At 54.1% G+C, this 23783-nt stretch carries 19 protein-coding genes; 5 read left to right on the top strand and 14 right to left on the bottom strand.

The annotated features are described in order from the left end of the window. Nucleotides 1-25: 25 nt before the first annotated feature. Both QUD59_RS16255 and rapA read right to left on the bottom strand, forming a co-directional pair. The gene (locus tag QUD59_RS16255; protein WP_286238237.1) at nucleotides 26-1621 is read right to left on the bottom strand and encodes a methyl-accepting chemotaxis protein; all 1596 of its coding nucleotides are present in this window, start codon (nucleotides 1619-1621) and stop codon (nucleotides 26-28) included. A gap of 187 nt (nucleotides 1622-1808) precedes the next feature. Continuing rightward, the gene (rapA, locus tag QUD59_RS16250; RefSeq protein WP_286238236.1) at nucleotides 1809-4682 is read right to left on the bottom strand and encodes an RNA polymerase-associated protein RapA; all 2874 of its coding nucleotides are present in this window, start codon (nucleotides 4680-4682) and stop codon (nucleotides 1809-1811) included. 263 nt (nucleotides 4683-4945) lie between these two features. Here rapA and QUD59_RS16245 point away from each other — a divergent pair, with 263 nt between their 5' ends. Then, nucleotides 4946-5440, top strand: a complete 495-nt coding sequence (locus QUD59_RS16245; protein WP_286238235.1) for an NlpC/P60 family protein — start codon at nucleotides 4946-4948, stop codon at nucleotides 5438-5440. Between the two features lie 32 nt (nucleotides 5441-5472). On the opposite strand, the gene QUD59_RS16240 is transcribed toward QUD59_RS16245, so the two are convergent. The 5 genes from QUD59_RS16240 to trmH form a co-directional block, all read right to left on the bottom strand. After that, nucleotides 5473-7614 carry a TRAP transporter permease gene (locus QUD59_RS16240; protein WP_286238233.1) on the bottom strand — a complete coding sequence of 714 codons (2142 nt, stop codon included), beginning with the start codon at nucleotides 7612-7614 and terminating at the stop codon, nucleotides 5473-5475. 227 nt (nucleotides 7615-7841) lie between these two features. Further along, nucleotides 7842-8870 (bottom strand): TAXI family TRAP transporter solute-binding subunit, encoded by a 1029-nt coding sequence (locus QUD59_RS16235; RefSeq protein ID WP_286238232.1) that lies wholly within the window; start codon nucleotides 8868-8870, stop codon nucleotides 7842-7844. A 351-nt stretch (nucleotides 8871-9221) separates the two neighbouring features. Further along, nucleotides 9222-10613, bottom strand: coding sequence for a sigma-54-dependent transcriptional regulator (locus tag QUD59_RS16230; RefSeq protein ID WP_286241051.1), 1392 nt, complete (start codon nucleotides 10611-10613; stop codon nucleotides 9222-9224). Further along, on the bottom strand, nucleotides 10613-12691 hold the full coding sequence (locus QUD59_RS16225; protein ID WP_286238231.1) for an ATP-binding protein: 2079 nt from the start codon (nucleotides 12689-12691) through the stop codon (nucleotides 10613-10615). Before QUD59_RS16225 ends, QUD59_RS16230 begins: the two co-directional genes overlap by 1 nt. Nucleotides 12692-12718: 27 nt before the next feature. Next, nucleotides 12719-13435 (bottom strand): tRNA (guanosine(18)-2'-O)-methyltransferase TrmH, encoded by a 717-nt coding sequence (gene trmH / locus QUD59_RS16220; RefSeq protein ID WP_286238230.1) that lies wholly within the window; start codon nucleotides 13433-13435, stop codon nucleotides 12719-12721. A gap of 106 nt (nucleotides 13436-13541) precedes the next feature. On the opposite strand from trmH, the gene QUD59_RS16215 reads away from it, so the two are divergent. The 3 genes from QUD59_RS16215 to QUD59_RS16205 all read left to right on the top strand — a co-directional run bounded on the left by QUD59_RS16215 (nucleotide 13542) and on the right by QUD59_RS16205 (nucleotide 17263). Next, nucleotides 13542-14408, top strand: coding sequence for a prephenate dehydratase (locus QUD59_RS16215; protein ID WP_286238229.1), 867 nt, complete (start codon nucleotides 13542-13544; stop codon nucleotides 14406-14408). 382 nt (nucleotides 14409-14790) lie between these two features. Next, a complete protein-coding gene (locus tag QUD59_RS16210; protein WP_286238228.1) occupies nucleotides 14791-15771 on the top strand; it encodes a GGDEF domain-containing protein in 981 nt (326 codons plus the stop codon). Between the two features lie 190 nt (nucleotides 15772-15961). Further along, entirely contained in the window at nucleotides 15962-17263 is a 1302-nt protein-coding gene (locus QUD59_RS16205) for a Na+/H+ antiporter NhaC family protein (RefSeq protein ID WP_286238226.1), read from the top strand. Between the two features lie 63 nt (nucleotides 17264-17326). Here the strand turns inward: QUD59_RS16205 and tcdA are convergent, their stop codons facing one another. From tcdA to QUD59_RS16170, 7 genes are all read right to left on the bottom strand, one after another. After that, nucleotides 17327-18136 carry a tRNA cyclic N6-threonylcarbamoyladenosine(37) synthase TcdA gene (gene tcdA / locus QUD59_RS16200; RefSeq protein ID WP_286241050.1) on the bottom strand — a complete coding sequence of 270 codons (810 nt, stop codon included), beginning with the start codon at nucleotides 18134-18136 and terminating at the stop codon, nucleotides 17327-17329. Nucleotides 18137-18150: 14 nt separating this feature from the next. Continuing rightward, complete coding sequence (locus tag QUD59_RS16195; protein ID WP_286238224.1) at nucleotides 18151-18372, bottom strand: hypothetical protein; 222 nt, start codon at nucleotides 18370-18372, stop codon at nucleotides 18151-18153. Then, on the bottom strand, nucleotides 18369-19070 hold the full coding sequence (locus QUD59_RS16190; RefSeq protein ID WP_286238223.1) for a TIGR01621 family pseudouridine synthase: 702 nt from the start codon (nucleotides 19068-19070) through the stop codon (nucleotides 18369-18371). The genes QUD59_RS16195 and QUD59_RS16190 overlap by 4 nt, the downstream gene beginning before the upstream one ends. A 103-nt stretch (nucleotides 19071-19173) precedes the next feature. Beyond that, nucleotides 19174-19539 (bottom strand): hypothetical protein, encoded by a 366-nt coding sequence (locus QUD59_RS16185; protein ID WP_286238222.1) that lies wholly within the window; start codon nucleotides 19537-19539, stop codon nucleotides 19174-19176. 163 nt (nucleotides 19540-19702) lie between these two features. Next, complete coding sequence (hda, locus tag QUD59_RS16180) at nucleotides 19703-20407, bottom strand: DnaA regulatory inactivator Hda (RefSeq protein ID WP_286238221.1); 705 nt, start codon at nucleotides 20405-20407, stop codon at nucleotides 19703-19705. Then, a complete protein-coding gene (locus tag QUD59_RS16175; RefSeq protein ID WP_286238219.1) occupies nucleotides 20397-21497 on the bottom strand; it encodes an AI-2E family transporter in 1101 nt (366 codons plus the stop codon). The genes hda and QUD59_RS16175 overlap by 11 nt, the downstream gene beginning before the upstream one ends. A 26-nt stretch (nucleotides 21498-21523) precedes the next feature. Beyond that, a complete protein-coding gene (locus QUD59_RS16170; RefSeq protein ID WP_286238218.1) occupies nucleotides 21524-22558 on the bottom strand; it encodes a DUF2066 domain-containing protein in 1035 nt (344 codons plus the stop codon). Between the two features lie 166 nt (nucleotides 22559-22724). Between QUD59_RS16170 and purM the strand changes: the two genes are divergently transcribed. Next, entirely contained in the window at nucleotides 22725-23783 is a 1059-nt protein-coding gene (gene purM, locus QUD59_RS16165; RefSeq protein ID WP_286238217.1) for a phosphoribosylformylglycinamidine cyclo-ligase, read from the top strand.

Below are 23783 nucleotides of genomic sequence, written 5' to 3'. Positions count from 1 at the left end.
TGGTTTTTTATCTTGTAGATCAGCGTCAGAGGCGGAACTGTTTAACCAGTTGGGTCAGTTGATGAGCTTCCTGCCGGATCTGATCCGTCGCCATCACAACCCGATCTGTATCCTGCTTGGTTTGAGCGGCCACATCCGAAATACTCACTACCCGGTTATCAATATCTGATGCCACCGAAGACTGTTCTTCCGCGGCTGTGGAGATCATGGTATTCATCGAGGATATGGTGTTGGCAGACTCGATGATCTGCTCCAGCACCTCGGCCGCAGAACGCGCAAGCTCACTACTGCGATCCGCCATTCCCATACTTGAGTCCATCGAATTAACTGCCGTCTGCGCTTTATTCTGCAAACGTTCGATGATCTGCTGAATCTCCTGCGTCGACTGCTGGGTGCGTTGTGCCAGGGTGCGTACTTCATCTGCAACCACAGCAAAACCACGGCCCTGATCACCGGCTCGCGCTGCCTCAATCGCCGCGTTCAGAGCCAGCAGGTTGGTCTGATCAGCAATACCATTGATGACCGAAGTAACATTACCAACCGAAAGGCTCTCTTCCTCAAGCTCTTTCAGAATCGTGGCCGTCTGATTCAGGGTCGCCAGCATCTCCTGAGCCTGTGCGCCCGACTGGCTGACCACTTCCCCGCCTCGCTTGGCATGATTGTCGGCTTCCTGAGCAGCCCTTTCAGCTTCCACTGCATTGTTCGCCACTTCCTGCACCGTGGCACTCATCTCTGTCATAGCGGCGGCGACCAGCTCTATATCCTCATACTGCTGGCTGACACCATTGCTGGCATCGGCAGTCGCTTCTGCCACGCTGTTAATGTGTTGCTCAGTATTCTGCGCCACCGTCTGCACCGTGTTCAGCAACTGCCCCACATGGTCAAGCATCTGGTTATAGGCATAAAACATCTGACCGATCTCATTATCGGTATGGGTGACATTGAAGCGGTGCGAGAAATCCCCCTGACCGACTTCCGACATCCGTGCATTAAGACGTGAAATATTGGCCATCAGCGCACTCAGACTGAAAATACGGCTGAAGATAACCAGAATCAGAATGCCGGTGATACAGATCAGTGCAACCATCAGTTGGTTCTGATTTCGCTCACTGGCCTCGTTCGTCATCATCACCACAGCTTTGTTCATCTCTTTCAGAATCACCGGAGATTGTTTGGTGATCTCCGCCAGACTCTGCTCCCCGGGCGTCTGAATATGACCCAGTATCAGCTTTTTATAGCCGACCCAGAGGTCACCGACGTGTTGCATCTGGCTGATGATCGCCGGATTTTTCAGGGCGTTCATGCCTAACTTAGCATCCCCTTTAAGAATCGCCTGATGCGAGCTTTCAAACAACTGCATGGTCTTTTCCAGCGTTGTCCTCTGTTCCACATTCGCCGCAACCAGCAACGCCTCTTTGGCAATCTTCTGGCTCAGCATACGCTGTCGTCCGGCCACGTTAATGGTCTGCGGGTTTATCGCCATGCTGAAATAAAGACTGATGCCCGAGGCAGCAGCCAGCAGAAAGATGAGCGCGTAAGAAAGGGTTAACTGACTATTAATGGTTTTAAAGCCGAGACTGCGCAACAGCTTATCAGCTACACCGGATAGTGACTGGAACATACTCCCTCCATGAGTCACGAGAACAGAACCGTATTCGACAGGTCAGGAGCCAGAAAGCCCCACGTAAGGCTTAATAATGGAGGAAAATCCGCAAAAGGGGTATTGGTATTTATATCTAAACCTGAAAATTAGCAGATCAGCACCGCCCTCTGCGGATTCTGAGCGAATGCTGATCTGCCACTTATATTCAGTCGTGAGTCACCACGGCAACGCGGATTGCATCCATCTTCAGGCTGGCTCCGGCCAACGCCTGCAACAGATCATCTTCCTGCCGCTGCAGAGCGCTGATCTCTTCGTCCCGGATATTCGGGTTCACCGCCGCCAGCGCTTCTAGACGGGAACGTTCCGCCTGAAGATGCCGGGTAACTTTTTCCCGGGCCTCATCCAGCAGGGTCTGCTCGGTATCCAGCAAACCGGACTCCAGCTTGTCAACCAACTGACTGATCTCTTCCCGGGTATGCTTCACCAGATTATAGGCAACGTTTTTACCAACCCGTTTACCCAGCGTTGCAAAGTGCTGTTCTGTAATCACGCCACTGAGATCGTTACCACTGCTGTCGATTACCCGGCGCACAAATGCTTCCGGCAGATAACGCTGCAGTTGCAGTGTGCTGTCGGTAATACAGTGAATACGGAAGATCGCTTCAATCAGCAGACTGCCGGCCTTGAGCGGTAACAGCTTCATTGTACAGAGTGTTGAACTGCCGTAACTGCCTTCCAGCATCATCTCCATGGCACCACTGACCATCGGATGCTCCCAGCTCAGGAAATGCATATCCTCTCGCGAAAGAGCCTCAGACCGCAGGAAGGTGCCGGTCATACCATCTTCCGGTAATCCCGGAAAATGTGCATTCAGCATGTGATCTCCCGGATGCAGGATTACCCCGGCGGCACCGGTTGTCTCCTGCTCAACACCAAAGTGATCAAATACCCGGCCCATGTAGGAGCTTAGCTGACCGGCCTGACTATCCTCTTTGACAGCGTCCAGCAGACTTTCGGCCACTTCCGGTTTGCAGGAGTTAAGCTCCAGCAACCGGTCACGCCCTTCCTGCAACTGCTGCAGTAAAGCCTGCTGGGCAGATGCGGTTTCACCGATTAGCTGCTCCAGTTGAACCTGATCTTCAGGCTGCTCCATACACTGGTGCAACGCTGGCGCAAAGTCACGCATCAGGGTCTGTCCTGTCGGGCAGACCTGCTCGAACGCACCGAGCCCTTCTGCAAACCAGCGTAACAGCACCGCCTGAGCACTGTCCGTAAAGTACGGCACATGAATGTTCACATCACGCAACTGACCGATACGGTCCAGACGCCCGATCCGCTGCTCCAGAAGATCCGGATTCAGTGGCAGATCGAACATCACCATATGCTGGGCAAACTGGAAGTTACGGCCTTCACTGCCGATCTCAGAACAGATCAGCAACTGGGCGCCCTCTTCCGGCTCAGCAAAATAGGCAGCAGCCCGGTCTCGTTCCAGCAGGCTCATCCCCTCATGGAACAGTGCGGTACGTTTGCCCTCGAACAGGCGCAGCTGTTTCTCCAGTGTGATCGCTGTCTGCGCATGGGCACAGATCACCAGCACTTTGCTGTTACGATAATCATCAAGCCAGCGAATCAGCCAGTCTGCCCGGTTATCTTCTAGCAACCAGGCCGAACCCTGACCATCGCCGATCAGGGTTTCCGGATGCAGGCGCTGCTCCATCGGTGCATCCGCCACCAGAGGGCGATACGCCTCCGGCATCGTCAGTTCATAGGTATGCAGGATACGCTGCGGAAAACCGGACACACTGTCGCGGGTGTTACGGAACAGCACCCGCCCGGTACCATGCTGATCCAGCAGACGGTCAACCGTCGCCTGAATCAGTTGATCACGGGCTTCTGAATCATCATTCTTATGCTGCTCTAACTGACCCGCCATCTCATCGCCAAGATACTGATGCAGTAAACGGGTAAATTCAGGATCGCTCAATGAGCGCTCCCAGGATTCAGGCTGCTGCAGGGTTTCAATCAGTTGATTCACACAACTGAACGCCTGCTCTTCAGCAATAAATTTTTCCAGATCGTAGTAGCGGTCCGGATCCAGCAGCCGGAGCCGGGCAAAGTGGCTCTCTACGCCCAGTTGCTCCGGTGTCGCGGTCAACAGCAGTAATCCGCGACTGTGCTCAGCGAGACGCTCAACACACTGATAGGCATGGCTCGCGCCGGTTTCACTCCAGCCCAGATGGTGCGCTTCATCCACCACCATCAGATCCCAACCGGCTGCCACCGCCTGTTGCAGATAGGTTTCATCACGGCTGAACAGAGAAAGCGGGCTCAGAACCAGTTGCGCAGATTCAAACGGATTGCCCTCAGCATCAACACATCGTCCCTCATCAAGGATCGTAAACAGCAGATTGAAACGGCGCAGCATCTCCACCAGCCACTGGTGAATCAGGCTGTCAGGCACAACAATCAGCACCCGACGTGCCAGCCCCAGAACCAACTGCTGATGCAGGATCAACCCCGCCTCAATGGTTTTACCCAAACCTACTTCATCCGCCAGCAGTACCCGCGGTGCCTCACGCTTACCCACCTCAGAGGCGATATAAAACTGGTGCGGTAACAGCTCGACCCGGGGGCCAAGCAAACCGTAAGCGTCAGAGTTGCGATGCTGATGCACAAGCTTCAGCGTTTCCTGACGCAGTTCATAATGACGCAGCTTATCGATCTGTCCGGCAAACAGACGCTCGTAGGGTTTACTGAAGTGTACGGAACTTTCCAGAGAAGCTTCATGGATAACCTGTTCATTACCCGCTTCATCATCACCGAGGTAGATCACGCAGCCGTTGCTCTGTTCATGCCGGGTTACGGTCATGCTCAAACCATCCTCATCGGTAATCATGTCCCCCAGGGGGTATACGATTCGACTCAGAGGCGCATTACTCTGCGCGTAGGTTCGTTCTTCTCCGGTTGCCGGAAACATCAGGGTTACGCGTCGATTGACCAACCCGGTAACAACACCCAGGCCGAGTTCTGCTTCGGTATAGCTGTACCAGCGCTGGCCGATCTGAAATTCTTCGGTCATTAATAAAATCGCTTACTCTGGCTGAAAAAAAAGAGCTGGGCATGATAGGCAGTTAGGCCCGGAAAGCCAAACGCTTTTGGCAAAATTCTGCTGACAAACCTCAATTCACCCGGCCCTGCCCGGCTATCGTTCACTTAAGCAACCTGCGAATCCGTCCCGATAGCGCTCTGCCCGATTTGTTCGCAGGTTTCTTAGCCTTCAGTAAATATTAGTTGGGGTTATACTAAGCGCAAACGAGGTGAGTTTTTCCGCAGGAGGTCAGTATGACCAGTCACAACGGTTTAAGCCTTATATTACTCAGCGGCCTGCTGTTTGGTTGCAGCAGCGCTACCGGACCGGCCAGCCCGCCTCTGCCCCGCTTTGACTCGCCCGTAAGCCAGGCGTTAATGCAGCAACACAGCCGCTGGCAGGGAACCCGCTATCAGTTAGGAGGCACCAGCCGTGAGGGCATCGACTGTTCTGCCTTCACACAGATCACGTTTAATGAACAGTTTGCTGTTGATCTGCCACGAACGACGCAGGATCAGCTTAATAGCGGAGTCAGTGTTGCCCGCGCAGACCTGCGGCCCGGCGATCTGGTCTTTTTCAGAACCGGCAGCAAACAACGCCACGTCGGCGTTTATCTGGAACAGGGCGTATTTCTTCACGCCTCCACCAGCCGCGGCGTCACCCTGAGTCGATTAAGCAACCCCTACTGGAATCAGACCTACTGGACGGCCCGACGACCAAAGGGGGTCAATCTGAACAGCCACCGCTGATACCTTTCAGACGGTGGCTGTGTTGAGATGGCTTATTCAGCCGGTTCAGCCTGTTCGACGAAGAACTTGCGGCTGTATATGAAAATGCCAACAAACGCAGCACTGGCCAGCAGATTCAGTAACAACAGCCCATGTGGCCAGAGCAGCGCCACGGCTAACACGCCGCACAAGATACGCAGCACCAGATTCAGACGCCCTTCCAGATAACCTTCCATAAAACCGACAAAGGCATAAAGACCGAACACAGCAAAGATAAAGATGCTGAAGACCTCTATCGCTGTACCACCAATAAAGTTGGTATAGGCAAACAGCAAGGGAACGATATACAGGCCTTTTGCCACTTTCCAGGCGGTAAAGCCGGTAGCCATGGGCGGGGTTTTAGCAATCGCTGCAGCCGCAAAGGCCGTCAGACACACCGGTGGCGTCACGTTAGAATCCTGCGACAGCCAGAAGATAATCATATGCGCGGAAAGCAGGATCATCGCCAGCGTTTCCGGCGCCATCGCCTGCTCAAGCAGTTGCCCTTTGAAATCAGCCGGCACAATAGCCAGTAACGCCTGAGCATCCACCGCACTCATCGGGGCTGACAACAGCGCCACCTTTTCCATGTCCACCAGCATAAAGATGGTTTTAGCAGCCTCAGGCAGCGTACCGGACACCAGCATATCCAGCAGGCGACTTTCGGCCATCAGACCATACAGCGCCGGTGCAGACAGGGTTGCCAGTACGATATAAGCCGCCGTTACCGGCAACCCCATACCCAGAATCAACGAAGCCAGCGCCACCAGAACCAGCGTTACCAGCAGGCTGCCTCCGGCCCAGTCGGTCACCATCAGTGAGAAGGTGTTGCCGATACCGGTCATCGCTACCACATTCACCACCAGCCCAACAGAGATCAGCAACATGGCCGTGGTTGCCATATTTTTAGAACCCTGCGCCAGCGCATCAAGAATATCACTCACCCCCATCGGATGCTTCGACAACCAGGAGGAGACCACCACGGAGATAATCGACAGACCAGCCGCATAGGTTGGCGTAAACCCATAGATCAGCAACCCGACCAGCACCACCAGTGGCAACAGGAAGTGCCAGCCTTCGCGAAATACCTCGCCAATCGGCCGGGTGTCCATCTCAACCGCATGCGCATGGCTACGTTTGGCTTCGACCCGGACAAAGAAGCCCACCGAGAGGAAGTACAGCAGCGCAGGCAACGCCGCGATAGCGATAATATCCAGATAGGGGATCTGCGTGTAAGACGCCATGATAAAAGCGCCCGCGCCCATCACCGGTGGCATCAACTGACCACCGGTGGACGCCGCAGCCTCGACCCCTGCGGCAAAACGTGCCGGAAAACCGGCCCGGCGCATCAGGGGGATGGTGATCACCCCGGTTGAAACGGTATTCGCTACTGAGGATCCCGATACAGACCCCATCAGGCCAGAGCCCAGCACTGCGACAAACCCCGGACCGCCGACAAAACGCCCTGCCGCACAGCGCGACAGCTCGATGATAAAATCACCGGCGCCGGATTTGACCAGAAAAGCACCGAACAGAATAAACATGAAAACATAGGTCCAGGAGATTCGGGCGATCTGCCCAAACATCCCTTCAGACGAGAAATAGGAGCGGTAGAGCAGTGTTTCCAGACTCAGCCCGGCAAAACCAAAGATCCCGTCTACATACTTACCCCACCAGAACACATAGGTCAGGGCAACCAGTATCAGACAGGGAATGAACCAGCCGGTCGTGCGCCTTGCCATCTCCAGTGCGATAAAGATTGCACTGATCGAGAATACCCAGTCCAGACCGGCAAATTTCACCCCCCGGTCATAGAGCGCATCCTCAAATCCGATTAGGTAAAGTGCGCAGATGATAGCCGCCAGGCCCAGAAGTATATCCAGCACCAGTGCCAGCTTCTGGCTGGCCGCGCTCTGTCCACTGAACATCGGGACCATCAGCGCACAGATCAGCGCAAAGCCACCGAAATGCAACGCCGAAACATAGAGTTCCGACCAGGTTCCCAGAGTATTGAAATAAATGTGAGCCAGTGCGAAAACCACACCAATCCAGTAGATCAGCTTTCCTGTCAGTGACTGGTCAGGGCGTTTGGCCAGTTCCAGACTTTTCAGCTTATCACTCAGTTCTTGATCCGTTGCCGGGGTATCAGTAGCCATAGGTTTTTCACTTATCAGATAACAGACAGCTCAGCCTCTTCCGGTTAAAGAATAGCAGTGTGCAAAAGGAGAGCTGAAGATTGGCGCGGGCCTGGCCTCGCTGGTAGCCAGACCGCGCCGGTTTGAACACGGTTCAGGAGAGGGACGGCGCTGCCGGTCTCAGACCAGCAGGCCCTGCCTGGCACCGGACATCTTTGAGAAGAAAATCCGGCAACCGTCACTCCAGTTTAGTCGGCAATCAGGTGATCGGGTATCTGAATGCCCTTTTCTTTGTAAAAACGTGCCGCACCCGGGTGCAGAGGAACCGGCAGACCGGCGATCGCTTTATCCAGCGCCATCGCTTTGGTGGCTTTGTGAATGCCGTTGAGGAAAGCCAGATTCTCGTACACAGTCTTAGTCAGCAGATAAACATCTTCCTCGGAGATATCATCACGCACCGCCAGGAAGTTTGGCTGCGCCATGGTCTGAATCTCTTTGGTCTGACCCGGATAGGTATTGGCCGGAATCACATAACGGGTCCACAGCTTATAGCCACCATTGGCCTGTTCGATCTGCTTATCGGTAAAATCCAGTACCGTAATGTCACTGCCCAGTGCGGCATGCGCGCGGGTAATAGCCGAGGTCGGCACACCGGACGGGATATTCATGCCGTCGATAGTACCGTTCTGCAGGGCATCGGCAGAGGCACCATAGCCCATGTGTGCCAGATTAAAGCCATCAGCATCAACACCCAGATTGCTCAGAATGGTTCTGCCTGAACCCTCTGTACCAGAGTTTTTCTTACCGATGGAAAACTTCTTCCCGGCAAAACCGTTGATATCGGAGATAGTGCCGGTCTTGGCATAGTCGCTCTTCACAACAAACTGTTCTACGTTCTGCCATAACATGGTCACAGAACGCAGGTTTTTATTCGCGCCGCTCTCTTTCAGACGACCTTCACCGTTCCAGGCCCAGGCACCGTAAAGGCCCTGCAGGATGGCAAACTGTGCTTCATTTTCACCCAGCAGTTTGACGTTTTCCCCGGAACCTGCGGAGTTAATCGCGGACATAGAAATTTTGTGCTGAGGCTCCAGTTTCACCTTGGTCAGCGTTGCCAGTGCTACACCTACCGGATAGTAGGTACCACCGGTTGAAGCGGTCGCCAGAATGTAGGAGCGTTTTTCGTCCGCCTGTACCAGTCCGGCGCTACCGATTGCGGTACCCATCGCCAGTGCCAGACCCATCCCTTTGATAAAAGTGCGTTTTGTTATTGTCATCCTCTTATCCTTCTGCAGTTTGAGGTTTTTCATTTTCAGATTGTTACCCACTGGTATAGCAAAGCAGGTGCCAACGACAAAAATTAATTTTATCCCTTAAGAAACAGCAAGTTACATGAGCAGAACAGAAACACCGACAACGCCATAAGCAAAAAATTGCCGATCGGCCAGAAAAAACATAGGCAAAATATAGCTCATCCCCGGTTTTTCGCTGCCAAAACCCGGAAAAGAAAACGGGAGATAAGCTGTTTCGGGGCCATATCAGCCGCGACTGCAGCGGGAAATCGGCGGTAAGCAAAAAATTGCCTATGCCGTCCAATGATCACTGCAGGCGCCGTCAGACAGAGAGGATCAATCCGGTGTTGAGGTGAAATCGGAGCGGTTGATGCCGTAGCGGGCCATCTTCTGGTTCAGCGTACGGCGTGGCAGATCCAGGGTTTCCATCACGGCTTTAATGTTGCCCTGATGGAGTTCCAGTGAACGCTTGATTACCTCCGCTTCGAAGGCAGCCACCTGCACCGCCAGTGGCTGACCGGGATCGTCGTTCAGCGCAGAAAGCTGTAGCGGTTTTTCTTCCGGGAACAGAATATCCGCCACGCTCATGCGCCGGTCCAGTGCATAGCGCATGGCGATATTTTTCAGCTCCCGTACGTTACCCGGCCAGGCATAGCTCTGCAGGGTGCGGATATCCTGATCCGGCAACAGCCGCTGTTCGCGGGCATGCTCCTCGGAGGTCATTCGCACATAATGCTCAAACAGCAATGGCACATCTTCCAGCCGCTCGCGCAACGGTGCGATATGCAACTGAGCGACATTCAAGCGGTAGAACAGATCTTCACGGAAGCTCTCCTCTTCCCGCAGATCGGTTTTCGCAGCAGCAATTACCCGCAGATCGACACTGATCGGGGTGTTGCCACCGAGGCGTTCGATTACGCCCTCCTGCAAAGCCCGTAACAATTTTATCTGCAGGTGCTGTGGCATGCTCTCGATCTCATCAAGAAACAAGGTGCCGCCACTGGCGTATTCAAACTTACCGATCCGGCGCTTATTGGCACCGGTAAATGCACCGGCCTCATGCCCGAACAACTCACTCTCGATCAGCGACTCCGGTATCGCGCCGCAGTTAATCGGCACAAAGTTTTTACTGCTGCGGGGACTGAACTCATGCAGAGACTGCGCGACCAGCTCCTTGCCGGTACCGGTTTCACCATAAATAATCACGTTGGTATCCAGCTCTGCCTGGGTCAGGATCTCCTGTTTCAGACGCTGAATCGCCGGCGACATACCGATCAGCCGACGATCAATACCGCTGGATGAAGAGAGATGCTGCTGCAGGCGCAGGTTTTCCAGCATCAGACGGCGCTTTTCGCAGGCGCGCTGAATAGTTTCCACTAATCGCTCGGGGTTAAATGGCTTTTCAATGAAATCGTAAGCGCCCTGACGCATCGCCGCCAGAGCCATATCCACATCACCGTGACCGGTGACCAGCACCACAGGGAAGCCGGGAACCTGCTTCAGCAGCTCAGCCATCAACGCCTGACCTGTCATCTCCGGCATCTTCACATCGCTCACCACCACACCGGGAAATTCCGGGGTAAACTGAGCCAGCGCCTCGGCGGCACTGCTGCAGCCAATCACCTCAAAGCCCGCCATCTGCAACCATTTCTCTGTGGAACGGCGCACCGCGGCTTCATCATCCACCAGCAGCACTTTGCCCCGTGGGGACTGACTCGAATCGCTAATCACTTGTAACTCTCCTCTACCTCAACCTGCGCCTGACAAGGCGGCAGCCAGAGACGGAAACAGGCGCCTCCCCCTTCACGGTTTTCAGCACTGATATCGCCCCCCAGATCACGCACAATGGATTTCACAATTGCAAGTCCGAGTCCCAGCCCTTCACCAATGGGTTTCGACGTGGCGAAGGGATCAAATAGCTGCGGCAGCATCTGCGGTGAAATGCCACTGCCGGTATCCATCACCTCCAGCTCCGGTCTGGCCGAACCCTTAAGACGGATGGTCAGGACTTTACGCTGCTGTTCCTGCATCGCATCCAGCGCGTTTTTAATGAGATTTACCAGCACCTGTTCAAGGCGGGCATTATCACCCATGACATACAGCCCCTGCGCTGGCAGATTCAGCTCTAACTGCACGGCCTCATCGGCCAGCCGCTGGCGGAATAACTGCAACGATTGCTCGATAACCAGTTGCAGCGAGACCGGACGGGTCTGCTCCGGCTTTTTAAATGCATAGGTTTTTAGCTGACTGGTAATCTGCGCCATACGCTGCGTCAGATCTTCTATTTCAAGCAGGCTCTCGGCCAGCATCTCCGGCTGCGCGGTCAACTGCTTGCAGATCGCCACATAGTTGCGGATCGCGGTCAACGGCTGGTTAAGTTCGTGTACCACTGCGGTCGACATACGCCCCAGCACCGCCAGTTTTCCGGCCTGAACCAGCTCCTCCTGCGCCTCTTTCAGTGCCTGAGTGCGGGCCTCTACTTTCTGCTCCAGCGATTCATTAGCGCTCTGCAGCGCCAGCTCCAGCCCTTTGCGGCGTGAAATATCGATTAAGGTCACCAGAAACTGTGGCGGTTGCTGCCCCTGCATCTTACGTACCGAGATCATCAGCGGAAACTGCGAACCATCGCCGCGATTACCCACCGCCTCGTAGCCCACCAGCGGCGCGAAACCTTTTTCACCTAATCGGCCAAGCATCCGTGCCAGCGGCGTCTCGCCCTCGGCTACCAGCAACTCAATCACCGGCTTATTGATTATCAGCGCCATCGATACCGCAAACTGTTGCAGCGCCATCTCATTGGCAAAGGTAATGCGCCCTTGTGCATTAACCAGCAGCAAGCCTACCTGAGCATTATTGATAATCGCTTTTTGCTGCGCTTCACTGCGCGCCAGTGCGGCGCGGGTTTCGTTCTGTGAACGCAGCTTGAGCTGGCGCTCGCGCAGCAACAGCCCGAGCAATCCAAAGGCAAGGCAGCCACCGAGCGAAAACAGGGTCGCGTGGCGAATATTTTTCTGCACCATGCTGGCATCGTTGAGCACCGTCACCTGCCAGTCCAGATCATCCAGACGTACGCTCCGTGCCAGCCAGTGTCGCCCCTGCGCCTGCCACACCTCTGCGCTGATGCCATCGCTGAGGGGAATTGTCTCGATCTGTACCTGCTGCTGCATCGGTTTGAACCGGGACAACACCGCTGAGCTGTAAAACAACACACCGCTGTTATCCTGCAACAGCAAAGCGCCGGTCGAGCGGAGCTTGCTCACCAGCCTCTGCAGCTCAATACGTACCACGGCAGCACCGCTGAACCGGGTGCCATCATAAATCGGAGAAGAAAGGTAATAAGCCGGGCTACGGGTTTGCGGATTCAGGCTGAACTGACGCCCGCGGTGACCACTCTTAGCCTGCTGAAAGTAGGCCTGATCCTGATGACTGCGCAGATAAAAATCCTGTTCATCACGCCAATGGCTGTAGGCGGTCACACGGCCATTGCGGTTAAGCAGAAACAGCGATGATGAACCGGCCACCAGGTTGGTCTGCTCAAGATAAAGACTGACCTCCTCGCTCCGCTCCTCCGTTGAGGAAAGAATCAGCTCGCGCACATCCGTATCCTGCGAGATCAGAAAAGGCAGGTAACGATACTCATCCAGCGCTGCACGTAGCTGGGAGATCACATTGAGCAGCTCATCTGAACCCTGACGGTGAATATGCTGCAGCGTCCAGTCCCGGGTCAGATTAACCACCTGCCAGGTGAACAGCATGCTGAACAGGGTGAAGCCCAGGGCGATCAGCAATCGTCTGGAGATATCCATGTCAGCCTTCAGCCCTGGTCTGGCGCATTAAACCGCAACCTCGCGCCAGTCAAACCGGGCCGCGCGACCTTCACGTACAGAACGGTACCAACCCGGTGCATCAATCACATCACCCCATGCGTCTAACTGAGGATATGCCAGCTCATTTTCACGACAGTAACGGGCCAGATCACGATTGCCCCATTCAAACAGCGAGCGGACGATCTCCTCCTCTGCTAACCGGGGCTGATCATAGAGCCCGGCCTGCTGACGCTGATGCTGCGCTTCGACCAGAATAATTCCGGCAGCGGTCGAGACATTCAGCGACTGAACCATCCCCATCATGGGGATCACCACATGGGCATCTGCCAGCGCCGCTGCTGCCTCACTGACACCCTGTTTTTCAGCCCCCATCAGCAGCGCGCAGGGCCGGGTGTAATCAAATTCACGGTAATCGATCGCCCGGTCTGAAAAATGGGCTGCCACCACCTGCATACCCTCGCCCTGAACCCGGGCAATAGCCGACTCCACATCACCGTGCTGGCAGGTTTTTACATAAAAATCACTGCCTTTGGCGGTACCACGGTAGGTACGGTAGCCCTCTTTCGGTACCACGGTGTGCACCTGATGGATCCCCACCGCATCGCAGTTGCGAATCAGGGCAGAGAGATTACGAGGCTTATTCACCTGATCCGCGATCAGGCTCAGATCAGGCTGGCGCCGGTGCAGCACCTGAAGCAGGCGTTGGGTACGTTCGGGGGTCATAGATACGGGTTTATCGCTGATTAAACTCAGGAACAGTAACAGAGTTTTTATCTCTGTGTAATAATGTGCGCCTCAATTCAGCCCTTAAGTAAACAGACTTACGAATATGACCAATCTGCCAGCCATCATCGCCTATCAGGGTGTACCCGGTGCGTACTCCCATCTATCCTGTCGCAAAGCGCATCCGGAACTGGATGCCCGGGCCTGTGCCACCTTTGCTGAGGCGATGTTTATGGTTGAAGGCGGTAAAGCCCGCCTGGCGATGATTCCTCTGGAAAATTCCACTGCGGGCCGGGTTGAAGAGATCTATCGCCTGATGCCAAAAACCAAACTGCACATTGTAGGTGAGCACTTTGAGCCGGTTAATCACTGCCTGCTGGCGCCACGTGGCAGCCGCCTGGAAGAGATCACCACCGTCGCCTCTCATCCACAGGCCCTGGCGCAGTGTGACGGCAACATCAACCAATTGGGTATTAAACCCGTGGCCAGCCTCGACACCGCAGGCGCCGCGGCCGATCTCAGTGCAGAACCGAAACACGGCCATGCCGCTATCGCCTCCAGCCTCGCCGCAGAACTCTATGATCTGGATATCCTGCAGGATAACTTTCAGGATAAAAGCGGCAACACCACCCGTTTTCTGATTCTGGCCCGCGACAGCCATATGCCGGAACTGGTTTCAGATATCCGCTTTATGACCTCAATTATGTTCACCGTGCGCAATATTCCTGCGGCGCTGTACAAAGCACTCGGCGGATTCTCAACGAACGGCGTCAACATGCTGAAACTGGAAAGCTATATGGCATCCGACAGCATGACGGCCACCAGCTTCCATCTTGATGTCGAAGGGCACCCGGAACAGAAGGCAATGCAGTATGCGCTGCAGGAACTGGACTTTTTTGCCAAGGATGTCCGGATTATGGGCACCTACCCCTGGCATCCGTTCCGTACCCGGGATGACCAGATCATCGAGTAAATATTAATGACAGAACTTTAGTACCAGAAGGATCATTCAAAAAAGACACTAAAGTTCAATGCTGCACCGCACAATTGCGTGCCATACTAAAATGGCAATTGCGGCTTGATCTGCCCGGGACATGGGGCAGTTCTGAAGCTCATCTGCATCCCATCTTCAACTCTGGCCTCGCCACGAGTTAACGCATTTTTCAGCCCCTCTGCGTGAGGGGCTTTTTTTATCCGCCGGGTACCACAGCAGCGACAACATAACTAACCGAATGTCCCTGCCGGGTACTTTCCGCCCACCGCTTATCCGTACAAGCCGACAACCGGCTACACACGCTTAAAATATCAGGCAAAAAAGGCTAATATTATGTTTTTATTCTTACGGGCGCCTTTACATGTCATCAGCCGCTGTCACTGATTCTGACTACTGCGACTTGCTTGTGGCACTCACCGAACAGCGGGACCAGAACTCACTGGCTGACTGTCTGGTGGATACTGCGCGAAAACTGAATCCCGACAGCCGATACTGGCTGTATGATTATCAGGAAGCAGACCAGAGTGCGCCCCGTCTGATAAAAAGTACGGAACCCTTATCCGACGCTGCACCAGACCTCAATCACCGACTTCTGCCACAACAGGAAGCACGTTTTTTCTTTTCGCAGGATGAGAAATTTTCCTATTACGGTTTTGGTATTCTCCACTCCCTCAGCGGTGTACTGGTCTGTGATCGGGTGGAGCAATCCAGTGAACTACACCCGATTATGCAAAAGCTGGTACGGGTCTACTCCAACCAGCGCTTCTTTATGTTCTCCGCCCTGAATGATGCACTTACCGGGCTGAGCAACCGACAGGCCTTTGATCAGCAGATCAGCCACCTACTGCAACAGAACAGCGCAAAACGACGCAGCAGCGACAAATTACCGGATCTGTGGTGCTTTGCCCTGCTGGATATTGACCATTTCAAGCGGGTTAATGACGACTATGGCCACCTGTTTGGCGATGAAGTGCTGCTGATTTTTGCCCAACTGATGCAGTCTACCTTCCGTGAAGATGACCTGCTGTTCCGCTATGGCGGCGAAGAGTTTGCCGTTGCCCTGCGGGGCATTTCGCTGGACACTGCCGATCAGGTCCTGAACCGCTTTCGCGAAGTGGTTGCTCAGGCTGAATTCCCGCAACTGGGACAGGTAACCGTCAGCATCGGCTATACCGCCATAGAAGACGGCGTATCCTTACCCCTGCTCATCGACCGGGCCGATCAGGCACTCTACTTTGCCAAAGAAAATGGTCGCAATCAGGTGCACAGCTTTGAGGCCCTGGCCAGTTCCGGCAAGGTGCAGCTCGCCAACACCTTCGAAGGCGATATTGAGCTGTTCTGAGCTCCCTCTCTCGTTATAACTAAACAGAATTAAAGAAATTTTATTAATATCAATATGAGCTAAATTTGATTTATTTTAGCGGCTTAAAACGGTATCGTTGGCGACCTTTATCAGGCTGCTGCCGGACGATCCCGGCACAGCACCCAAAGCAGACCTGCTATCCCGGGTCGACTGTTTAGGAACACCAACCATGAACACCTCCAATCCCTTGGCGCTGCTACCGCTGGCGCTGTTTCTGGCCCTGTTTATTGGCAGCGGTCTTTACTATCAGGCTCAGGGGACTGAGTTTGCGTTTTACCAGATCTCCGCACCGGTAGCGATTCTGCCTGCGGTTGCACTCTCTCTTCTGTTAGCCAAAGGCAGTCTCAACGAGCGCCTCGAACACTTTATTCGCGGCATTGGTGATTCCACTATCATCACCATGGTCGTGGTCTTTCTGCTGGCCGGTGCTTTTGCTTCTGTCGTCAAAGCGATCGGCGGCGTGGATGCCACGGTCAATCTGGGCCTGAGCATCATCCCTGAGTGGCTTCTGCTGCCGGGCATTTTTGCGATTGCCGCCTTTATTGCTACCTCAATGGGAACCTCAATGGGAACCATCGCCGCGGTAGCGCCGGTGGCTGTCGGGATCACCGAAGCCAGTGAACTGCCGCTGCTGCTGACTGTAGGCGCTGTTGTCGGCGGTGCAATGTTCGGCGATAACCTGTCAATTATCTCAGACACTACGATTGCAGCCACCCGAACTCAGGGCTGTGAGATGCGCGATAAATTCAAACTGAACCTGATGATCGCCCTGCCAGCCGCCATTCTGACCATGATCCTCCTCGCCTTCCAGAGCAACACCGGCGAAGTCAGTCAGACCGACTATGAGCTGATCAAAGTACTGCCCTATCTGACCGTACTGGTACTGGCGGTAGCCGGGGTAAATGTCATGCTGGTGCTGCTCAGCGGTATTTTGCTGGCAGGCGGCGTTGGTTTTATCAGTGTAGCGGATTACAGCGTGGCGCAACTGTCCAAGCAGATTTATGACGGTTACACCGGCATGCAGGAGATTATGATCCTGTCGATGCTGATCGGTGGTCTGGGTGCACTGATTAAACATCAGGGAGGCCTGAGTTTTATCGCGGCCTGCATTGAAAAGCTGACCCGCAGCAACAACGGCCGTCGTGCAGGCGAACTGAGCATTGCTGCCAGCGTGTCTGCAACTAACCTCTGTACCGCCAATAACACAGTATCCATTGTGATTACCGGATCACTGGCGAAAGATATCGCAGAGCGTTATGGCGTGAACCCTAAACGCTCCGCCAGCCTGCTGGATATCTTCTCCTGCGTTGTGCAGGGCATGATCCCATGGGGTGCACAGATTCTGCTGGCTTCATCCATTGCCGGGGTCTCGCCACTGGAACTGGTGACCTCTGTCCAGTACTGCTGGTTCCTTGGTCTGGCCGCACTGATCTCTATCATGATCGGGCGCCCCGGTTACAACACCCAGTAACCGCACCGCCTGTAAAACAATTAAAAAAGGGAGCCATTGGCTCCCTTTTCCGTCTTTGTGTCTTTATTGCCCTGCTGCGCGCTCAGCCTCTCTCTGCCAACGCTGCTGCAACTTCTCCAGCACCCGCGCAACCGCAGCAAAACCAAAACTGGCGGTAACACAGGTAGAGGCACCGAAACCGCCGGCACAATCCAGCCGGGTATTTCCGTCAGTTATGCTTTTCTGCGCGCAGACCGAACCATCCGGTTGCGGATAGACCAGTTGCTCGGTGGAGTAAACACAGTCCACCGCAAAACGCCGGCCACTTTTGCTGAAGCGATAGTGCCTGCGCAAAAATGAGCGCACTTTAGCCGCCAGCGGGTCATGGCTGGTTTTCGCCAGATCACAAATCTCTATTTTGGTAGGATCTGTCTGACCACCGGCCCCACCCACCGTAATGACCGGAATTTTTCGATAGCTGCAGTGAGCGATCAGCGCGGCCTTCTCTTTGACGCTGTCGATCGCATCAATGACATAATCAAAGGCATCAGTAATCAGCTCAGGAATGTTCTCCCGGGTGATAAAATCTTCAATCTCATGCACTTCGCACTGCGGATTGATCAGCCGGATACGCTCCGCCATCGCCTCGGTTTTAGCCCGACCTACATTGCCGTCCAGCGCATGAATCTGCCGGTTGGTATTGGTGATACAGACATCGTCCAGATCGATCAGAGTGATCTTACCTATACCGGTTCTGGCCAGCGCTTCGGCCGCCCAGGAACCGACTCCGCCTATGCCGATAACACAGATATGGCTCTGCTGAAACCGATCCACTGTATCCACACCGTAGAGCCGGCGGGTACCGCCAAAACGATTATCGTAATCCGCAGACAACTCAGACACTCCGCTCAGAATTCATCATCAGTCAGTTCAGTCAGAATCACTGAACCGCATTTAGCACACTTACCTTCAATGAAGATAATTGAATTCAACTCATACTCCACCGGATCAACCATCCCCAGATTGACCTCCTGGCAATTGTCGCACCAGGTCTCATTCAGAAATGCATGCTTTTCATCCGCGTCCCGGAGGTTAAAGTCACGTTCGATACGTTCGTTTTCTTCAGTCATGATGTAACCTTAATCAGATTATTTGGCAGCCCGGGCCAGTTCAGGGAACCGGGGTCAGCGAACTCAGTGCAGACCAGATCGCGACAGGGCGCATCAAAATGCTCACCCTGATCCGGTAAACAGGTAAAATAGTACTCATGCCCGTTAAGCTGAAATCGCAGGGCATATGCATGCAGATAGGTGCGATCTGCCGTCGCTCCATTATAGGCCGGATCCCCCAGAATCGGAGCCCCTTCACTTTTCAGAGCCACCCGGATCTGGTGGGTTTTTCCGGTTGCAGGTTTGAGCAAAAACAGGCGATAGCCCGGCTTCAGTGAGCGGCTGAGAAACTGCGTCACAGCCGGGTTTTCCCGGGTTTTAAGCAGCTTCCAGCTCCCCCTGCGCGCTTTAACCATATCACCGACAATCAGGCCCTGCTTACGCTGAGGCTTCGTAGCTGAAATCGCCAGATAGTATTTCTCGACCTGACGCAGTCGAAACTGCTCCGACAACTCAGCCGCAGCCGATGCCTGTCTGGCAAACAGCATCAACCCCGAGGTGACCTTATCCAGCCGGTGCACCGGAAACAGAGCATCCAGCCCCAGATTCTGCTTCAGCAGCATCGCCAGACCCGCCTCTTCCTGATCCTTATGTACGGCAATACCTGCCGATTTGTTAATCAGGATGAACTGGTCATTTTGTTCAACAATACGGTACACACGATCTTCCGCAAAAAAGCGGCATGATGCGGCAGATGACGGGATAATTCAAGTGACAGACCCCGGCCGTATCAGGTGCCAGGGTTACAGAAACAGACGCCGACTAAAGCGCCTCGATCAGCTTAATCAGTTTATCAACGCCGGGGGTATAGATATGGAACACCAGACTGCGCTTGCTGTCCGGATCTTTCATAAAGTCCACTTCGAGACAGGCAACATTATCTTCGAAAAACTTAGTCGCCGAAAAACGCTCATCGCTGGATTTAATATTAAGGTATTTAACCTTTTCAGACACCAGCAGCAGACGTTTTGACGTCACCACAAGATCACCTTTATGCCAGTCACGGCCTAAAAGCTTACCTTTAGGACTGGTATGGGTCACAGTAAAACGCACAGACTCTTCCATGAATACAAGCCCTTCCTTGTCGATCCTGGCCTGTAGTTTGTCGGTCATGTGTTTCTTACTCATACATAATCGCTCCTTAAACCGGGCTTTCCAGATGCCCTCCATTCTGCTTTACGCAATTGCAAAAAAACATGACAAAACCATGAAGAATGGATAACAAAGGTCAGGGTAGACCGGCAGAAGAGATAGCGCCAGAAGCCGAAAAAGCCTCAGCGCCTGAAAGTGCTCAGAGGCCTGTCACTTCCTTGATAAACGGGATAGTGACCTTGCGCTTGGCGCTCAGTGACGCCTGATCCAGTGTATCCAGCAGGAAGGTAAGATCATTCATATTGCGGCTGGCATGGTGCAGCAGAAAACGGGCAACCTCATCCGAAAATTCAAGTCCGCGCGCGCTGGCCCGCATCTGAATCGCCTTGAGTTTGGTTTCATCATCCAGTGCCTGTACCTGAAACACGATTCCCCAGCTCAGACGTGAAGCCAGATCCGGCAACAGAATTCCCAACTGGCGTGGCGCGGCTGAAGCGGCAATGATCAGGGTGTTGCCCTGTTCCCGAATGCGGTTAAAGAAGTGGAATAACCCCTCTTCCCAGACTTTATCTCCGGCAACTGCATCAACACCATCAATGCAGACCAGATCCAGAAACTCCATCCCCTCGAGAATGCCACTACCCAGATGCTTCAGCTCATCCAGAGGAATATAACCGGCGCTGCGTCCCACCGGTTCTGCTTCGTGACACACGGCCTGCAGAAGATGTGTACAGCCGACACCGGCGCCTCCCCAGATATACACAAACTGCTCGCCCTGACCACACGCAGCCGCCTTCAGGCTGGCGCAGAGCAGCTCATTACCCTGGGCATAGAAGTTTTCGAAGCGGGCATCATCACGCAGTCCAACGGAAAGCGGAATCTGAAATGGGTGATCAGTTGTCATTCATCAATGGTTCGGGTTGTTCAGGGTCTTCAGGCTGCTCAGAGGCATACAATTTACTGGTTTTATAACCATCATGCAGGTGCCTCAGCAGTACCATAATCACAGCGGCCACCGGCAGTGCTAACAGCACGCCAACAAAGCCAAAAAGCTGGCCGCCGGCCATAATAGCAAAAATAACCGCAACAGGATGCAGGCCGATCCGATCGCCAACCAGAAGCGGAGTAAATAACATCCCTTCAAGGGCCTGACCAATCATAAAGACCACGCCTACGTAAGCCAGTACTACCGGATCCTGAAACTGCATAAAGGCGGCCACGCCAGCCACTACAATGCCAACAAAGAAGCCCATATAAGGAACAATACTGGCAAGGCCCGCGATCATACCAACCAATAGCGCCAGATCAAGCCCCAGTATCCATAAACCGATCGCGTAAACAGCACCCAGCGCCATCATGACCAGCAACTGGCCTTTCATAAATGCGCCCAGCACCTCGTCACACTCCCGCGCCCAGAGTGAGATTCTGGGTTCAATATTCCGTGGCAACAGGTGTTTTACCTGATCCATCATCACATCCCAGTCGCGCAGCAGATAAAAGGTGACGACCGGAATCAACACCAGATTGGCAATCCAGGCGACCACCGCCATACTGGAGCGGGTAATCCCACCCAGCAGGCGCCCCATAATATCGCCGGTTTTCTGCCAGTCGCCGATCAGCAACTGCTTAATATGCGCAAAATCAAATGCATCCGGTGCCAGACCCAGCGTCACCTGCAACCAGGGCATTATCACAGTTTCAAACAACTCCACCACCCGCGGGACACTCTCTATCAGCACCTGAATCTGATAGCCCAGTTTCGGCAGCAGTAAAAGGATCAACAGGACCAGCGCTGTGGTCATGGCAATAAACACAATCACGACTGAATGAGTCCGTGACAGGCCTGCCGCTTCAAGCCGGTCTGCGATCGGATCAGCCAGATAAGCCAGCAGCGCCCCCACCAGAAATGGCGAGAGAATCGGCGCTAACAGGTAAACCAGCCCGCCCAGTACCAGTGCAACAATCAGAAAAAACCAGCGCTGTGACTCAGTCATCCTAGTGAGCTCCTGTAACAGGTCATCTATTCCTGCCAGCGGTAGCTCAGTGAGCGGCTACCATCCGGATTAGCGATCAGGTCAGCAGGCTGCAACCGCTGATCAACACTGATCGCCTGCTGCAAACGCGCTTCGCTGCCATCCAGTTGCACACGCAGCACCAGATCACTGCCCCGGGCACGCTCTGTATTCACTTCACGCACAACCGGCAAGCTTTTCAGGAAATCATTCAGTTGAATATAAGCCGCCAGACTGTTCACGTTACTGACCCGAACAGCGATGCCCTTTTGATAATAACTGAGACCATGGGTTACCACCGGCTGCAGGATCTGGTCAGCCGTGGTTTCAACCAGTTCAGTTAACACCTCATCCAGCGTCCCCGTGCTGGAAAAGCGCTGCGGATCGCTGCTACCGGACAGGCTCCAGTCGAGTTGTACCTTGCCTGCCGGGGTTGGGGTAATACGCCCGGCAACAACGGCATCAGGGCGATAACGCTTTGATGCCTGAGCGACAGGCTCAGCAAACAGGCCCCAGAGATCGCTCACTGGCAACGCAGCCTGATCCGTCAGATCGAGCAAAGGAAACTGCAATGGCAAACCGCGCAGTGCTGCCTTATCAGACAACTGATCCTGCAATGAATCTTCGGCAAGGACGAAGTCCCGCTCCCCTTGCAGCTCTGTTGCGAGCCAGACCAGAACGGCAGGCCTTGATTCACCGAGCGGTTTAAATCCGCTGCGCGAGAGCAGTTCATTTACCGCAGCCGGGCTGAAATCCAGTACCAGTTTCTGAGCATCAACCGTACCCTGATAGCTGAATTGCTGCAGAAATCCGGGCGCAGCCGAAAGCTGGCTCTGAATCAACGGGTTGCCCAGCAACGCCTTGTTGCCGGAGACCTTCACCAGAACCTGACGAAGCCCCTGCTGCAACGCAGCCTGATCCGGTGCCGCACTCTGCTGGCTGACCGGCAGCGTGGCCCGATACAGATCAGTGACCGTCGCTGCATTTAATGGCAGGGATAAGATAATCAGAAGCGCTGTAAAAAAGGTCCGCATCAAGTCCATTAGATCGCCCGAAATGTTGCTCAATAATAAAGAGGGTAACTGTAACATCACACATAAATATTTCATATTCATTGCCCAGATGAGTGTATTACAGACGCAAGAAACGGTAGAATACGCGAATTATTTTTCTTCCCTCTTTCCTTGTACATGAAAGGTTTACTGTTCCATGTCTACTGGTTCTGACAACAGCTCCCTGAGCTACAAAGACGCCGGCGTTGATATTGACGCGGGTAACGCCCTGGTTGATCGTATTAAAGGTGTTGCGAAAAGCACATCCCGTCCTGAAGTTATGGGTGGCTTGGGTGGTTTTGGCGCACTCTGCCGTATCCCGGAAGGTTACCGTAAGCCGGTACTGGTATCCGGTACCGACGGTGTAGGCACCAAACTGCGTCTGGCTATGGATCTGGGCAAACATGACACGATCGGTATCGACCTGGTGGCCATGTGCGTAAACGATCTGGTTGTTGCGGGCGCAGAGCCGCTGTTCTTCCTCGACTATTACGCCACCGGCAAGCTGAATGTTGAAACAGCCGCCGATGTAGTAACCGGGATCGGTGAAGGCTGCAAACAGGCAGGTGCAGCACTGGTGGGCGGTGAAACCGCTGAAATGCCAGGCATGTACGAAGGTGAAGATTACGACCTGGCAGGTTTCTGCACAGGCGTAGTAGAAGAAGATGAAATTATTGATGGCAGTCAGGTGAAGGTTGGCGACTGTCTGATCGGTCTCGCCTCTTCCGGCCCACACTCTAACGGCTACTCCCTGATCCGCAAGATCATTGAAGTGCGCGGCGCCGAGCTGAGCGAAGAAGTTGACGGCAAGCCACTTGCCGACGCACTGATGGCACCGACCCGGATCTACGTGAAGTCTCTGCTGAAACTGATTAAAAAATCTCAGGTAAACGCCCTCTCCCACATTACCGGTGGCGGCCTGCTGGAAAACATTCCTCGCGTTCTGCCTGCCGATGCCAAAGCTGTGATCGACACCCAGTCCTGGGAAATGCCAGCCGTATTCCAGTGGCTGCAGCAACAGGGCAATGTGGATGCAACTGAAATGTACCGCACCTTTAACTGCGGTGTGGGCATGGTTATCTGCGTGCCTGCTGAAAAACAGGATGAAGCACTTAAACTTCTGGCAGACGCGGGCGAAAATGCCTGGGTAATCGGCTCTATCGCCGCCGCAGCCGCCGATGAAGAACAGGTTGAACTGGCTGGCCTCGGAGCTTAA

The organism is Neptuniibacter halophilus (assembly GCF_030295765.1).
Taxonomy (GTDB): Bacteria; Pseudomonadota; Gammaproteobacteria; order Pseudomonadales; family Balneatricaceae; genus Neptuniibacter; species Neptuniibacter halophilus.
This window is presented reverse-complemented; position numbering and strand designations above follow the sequence as displayed.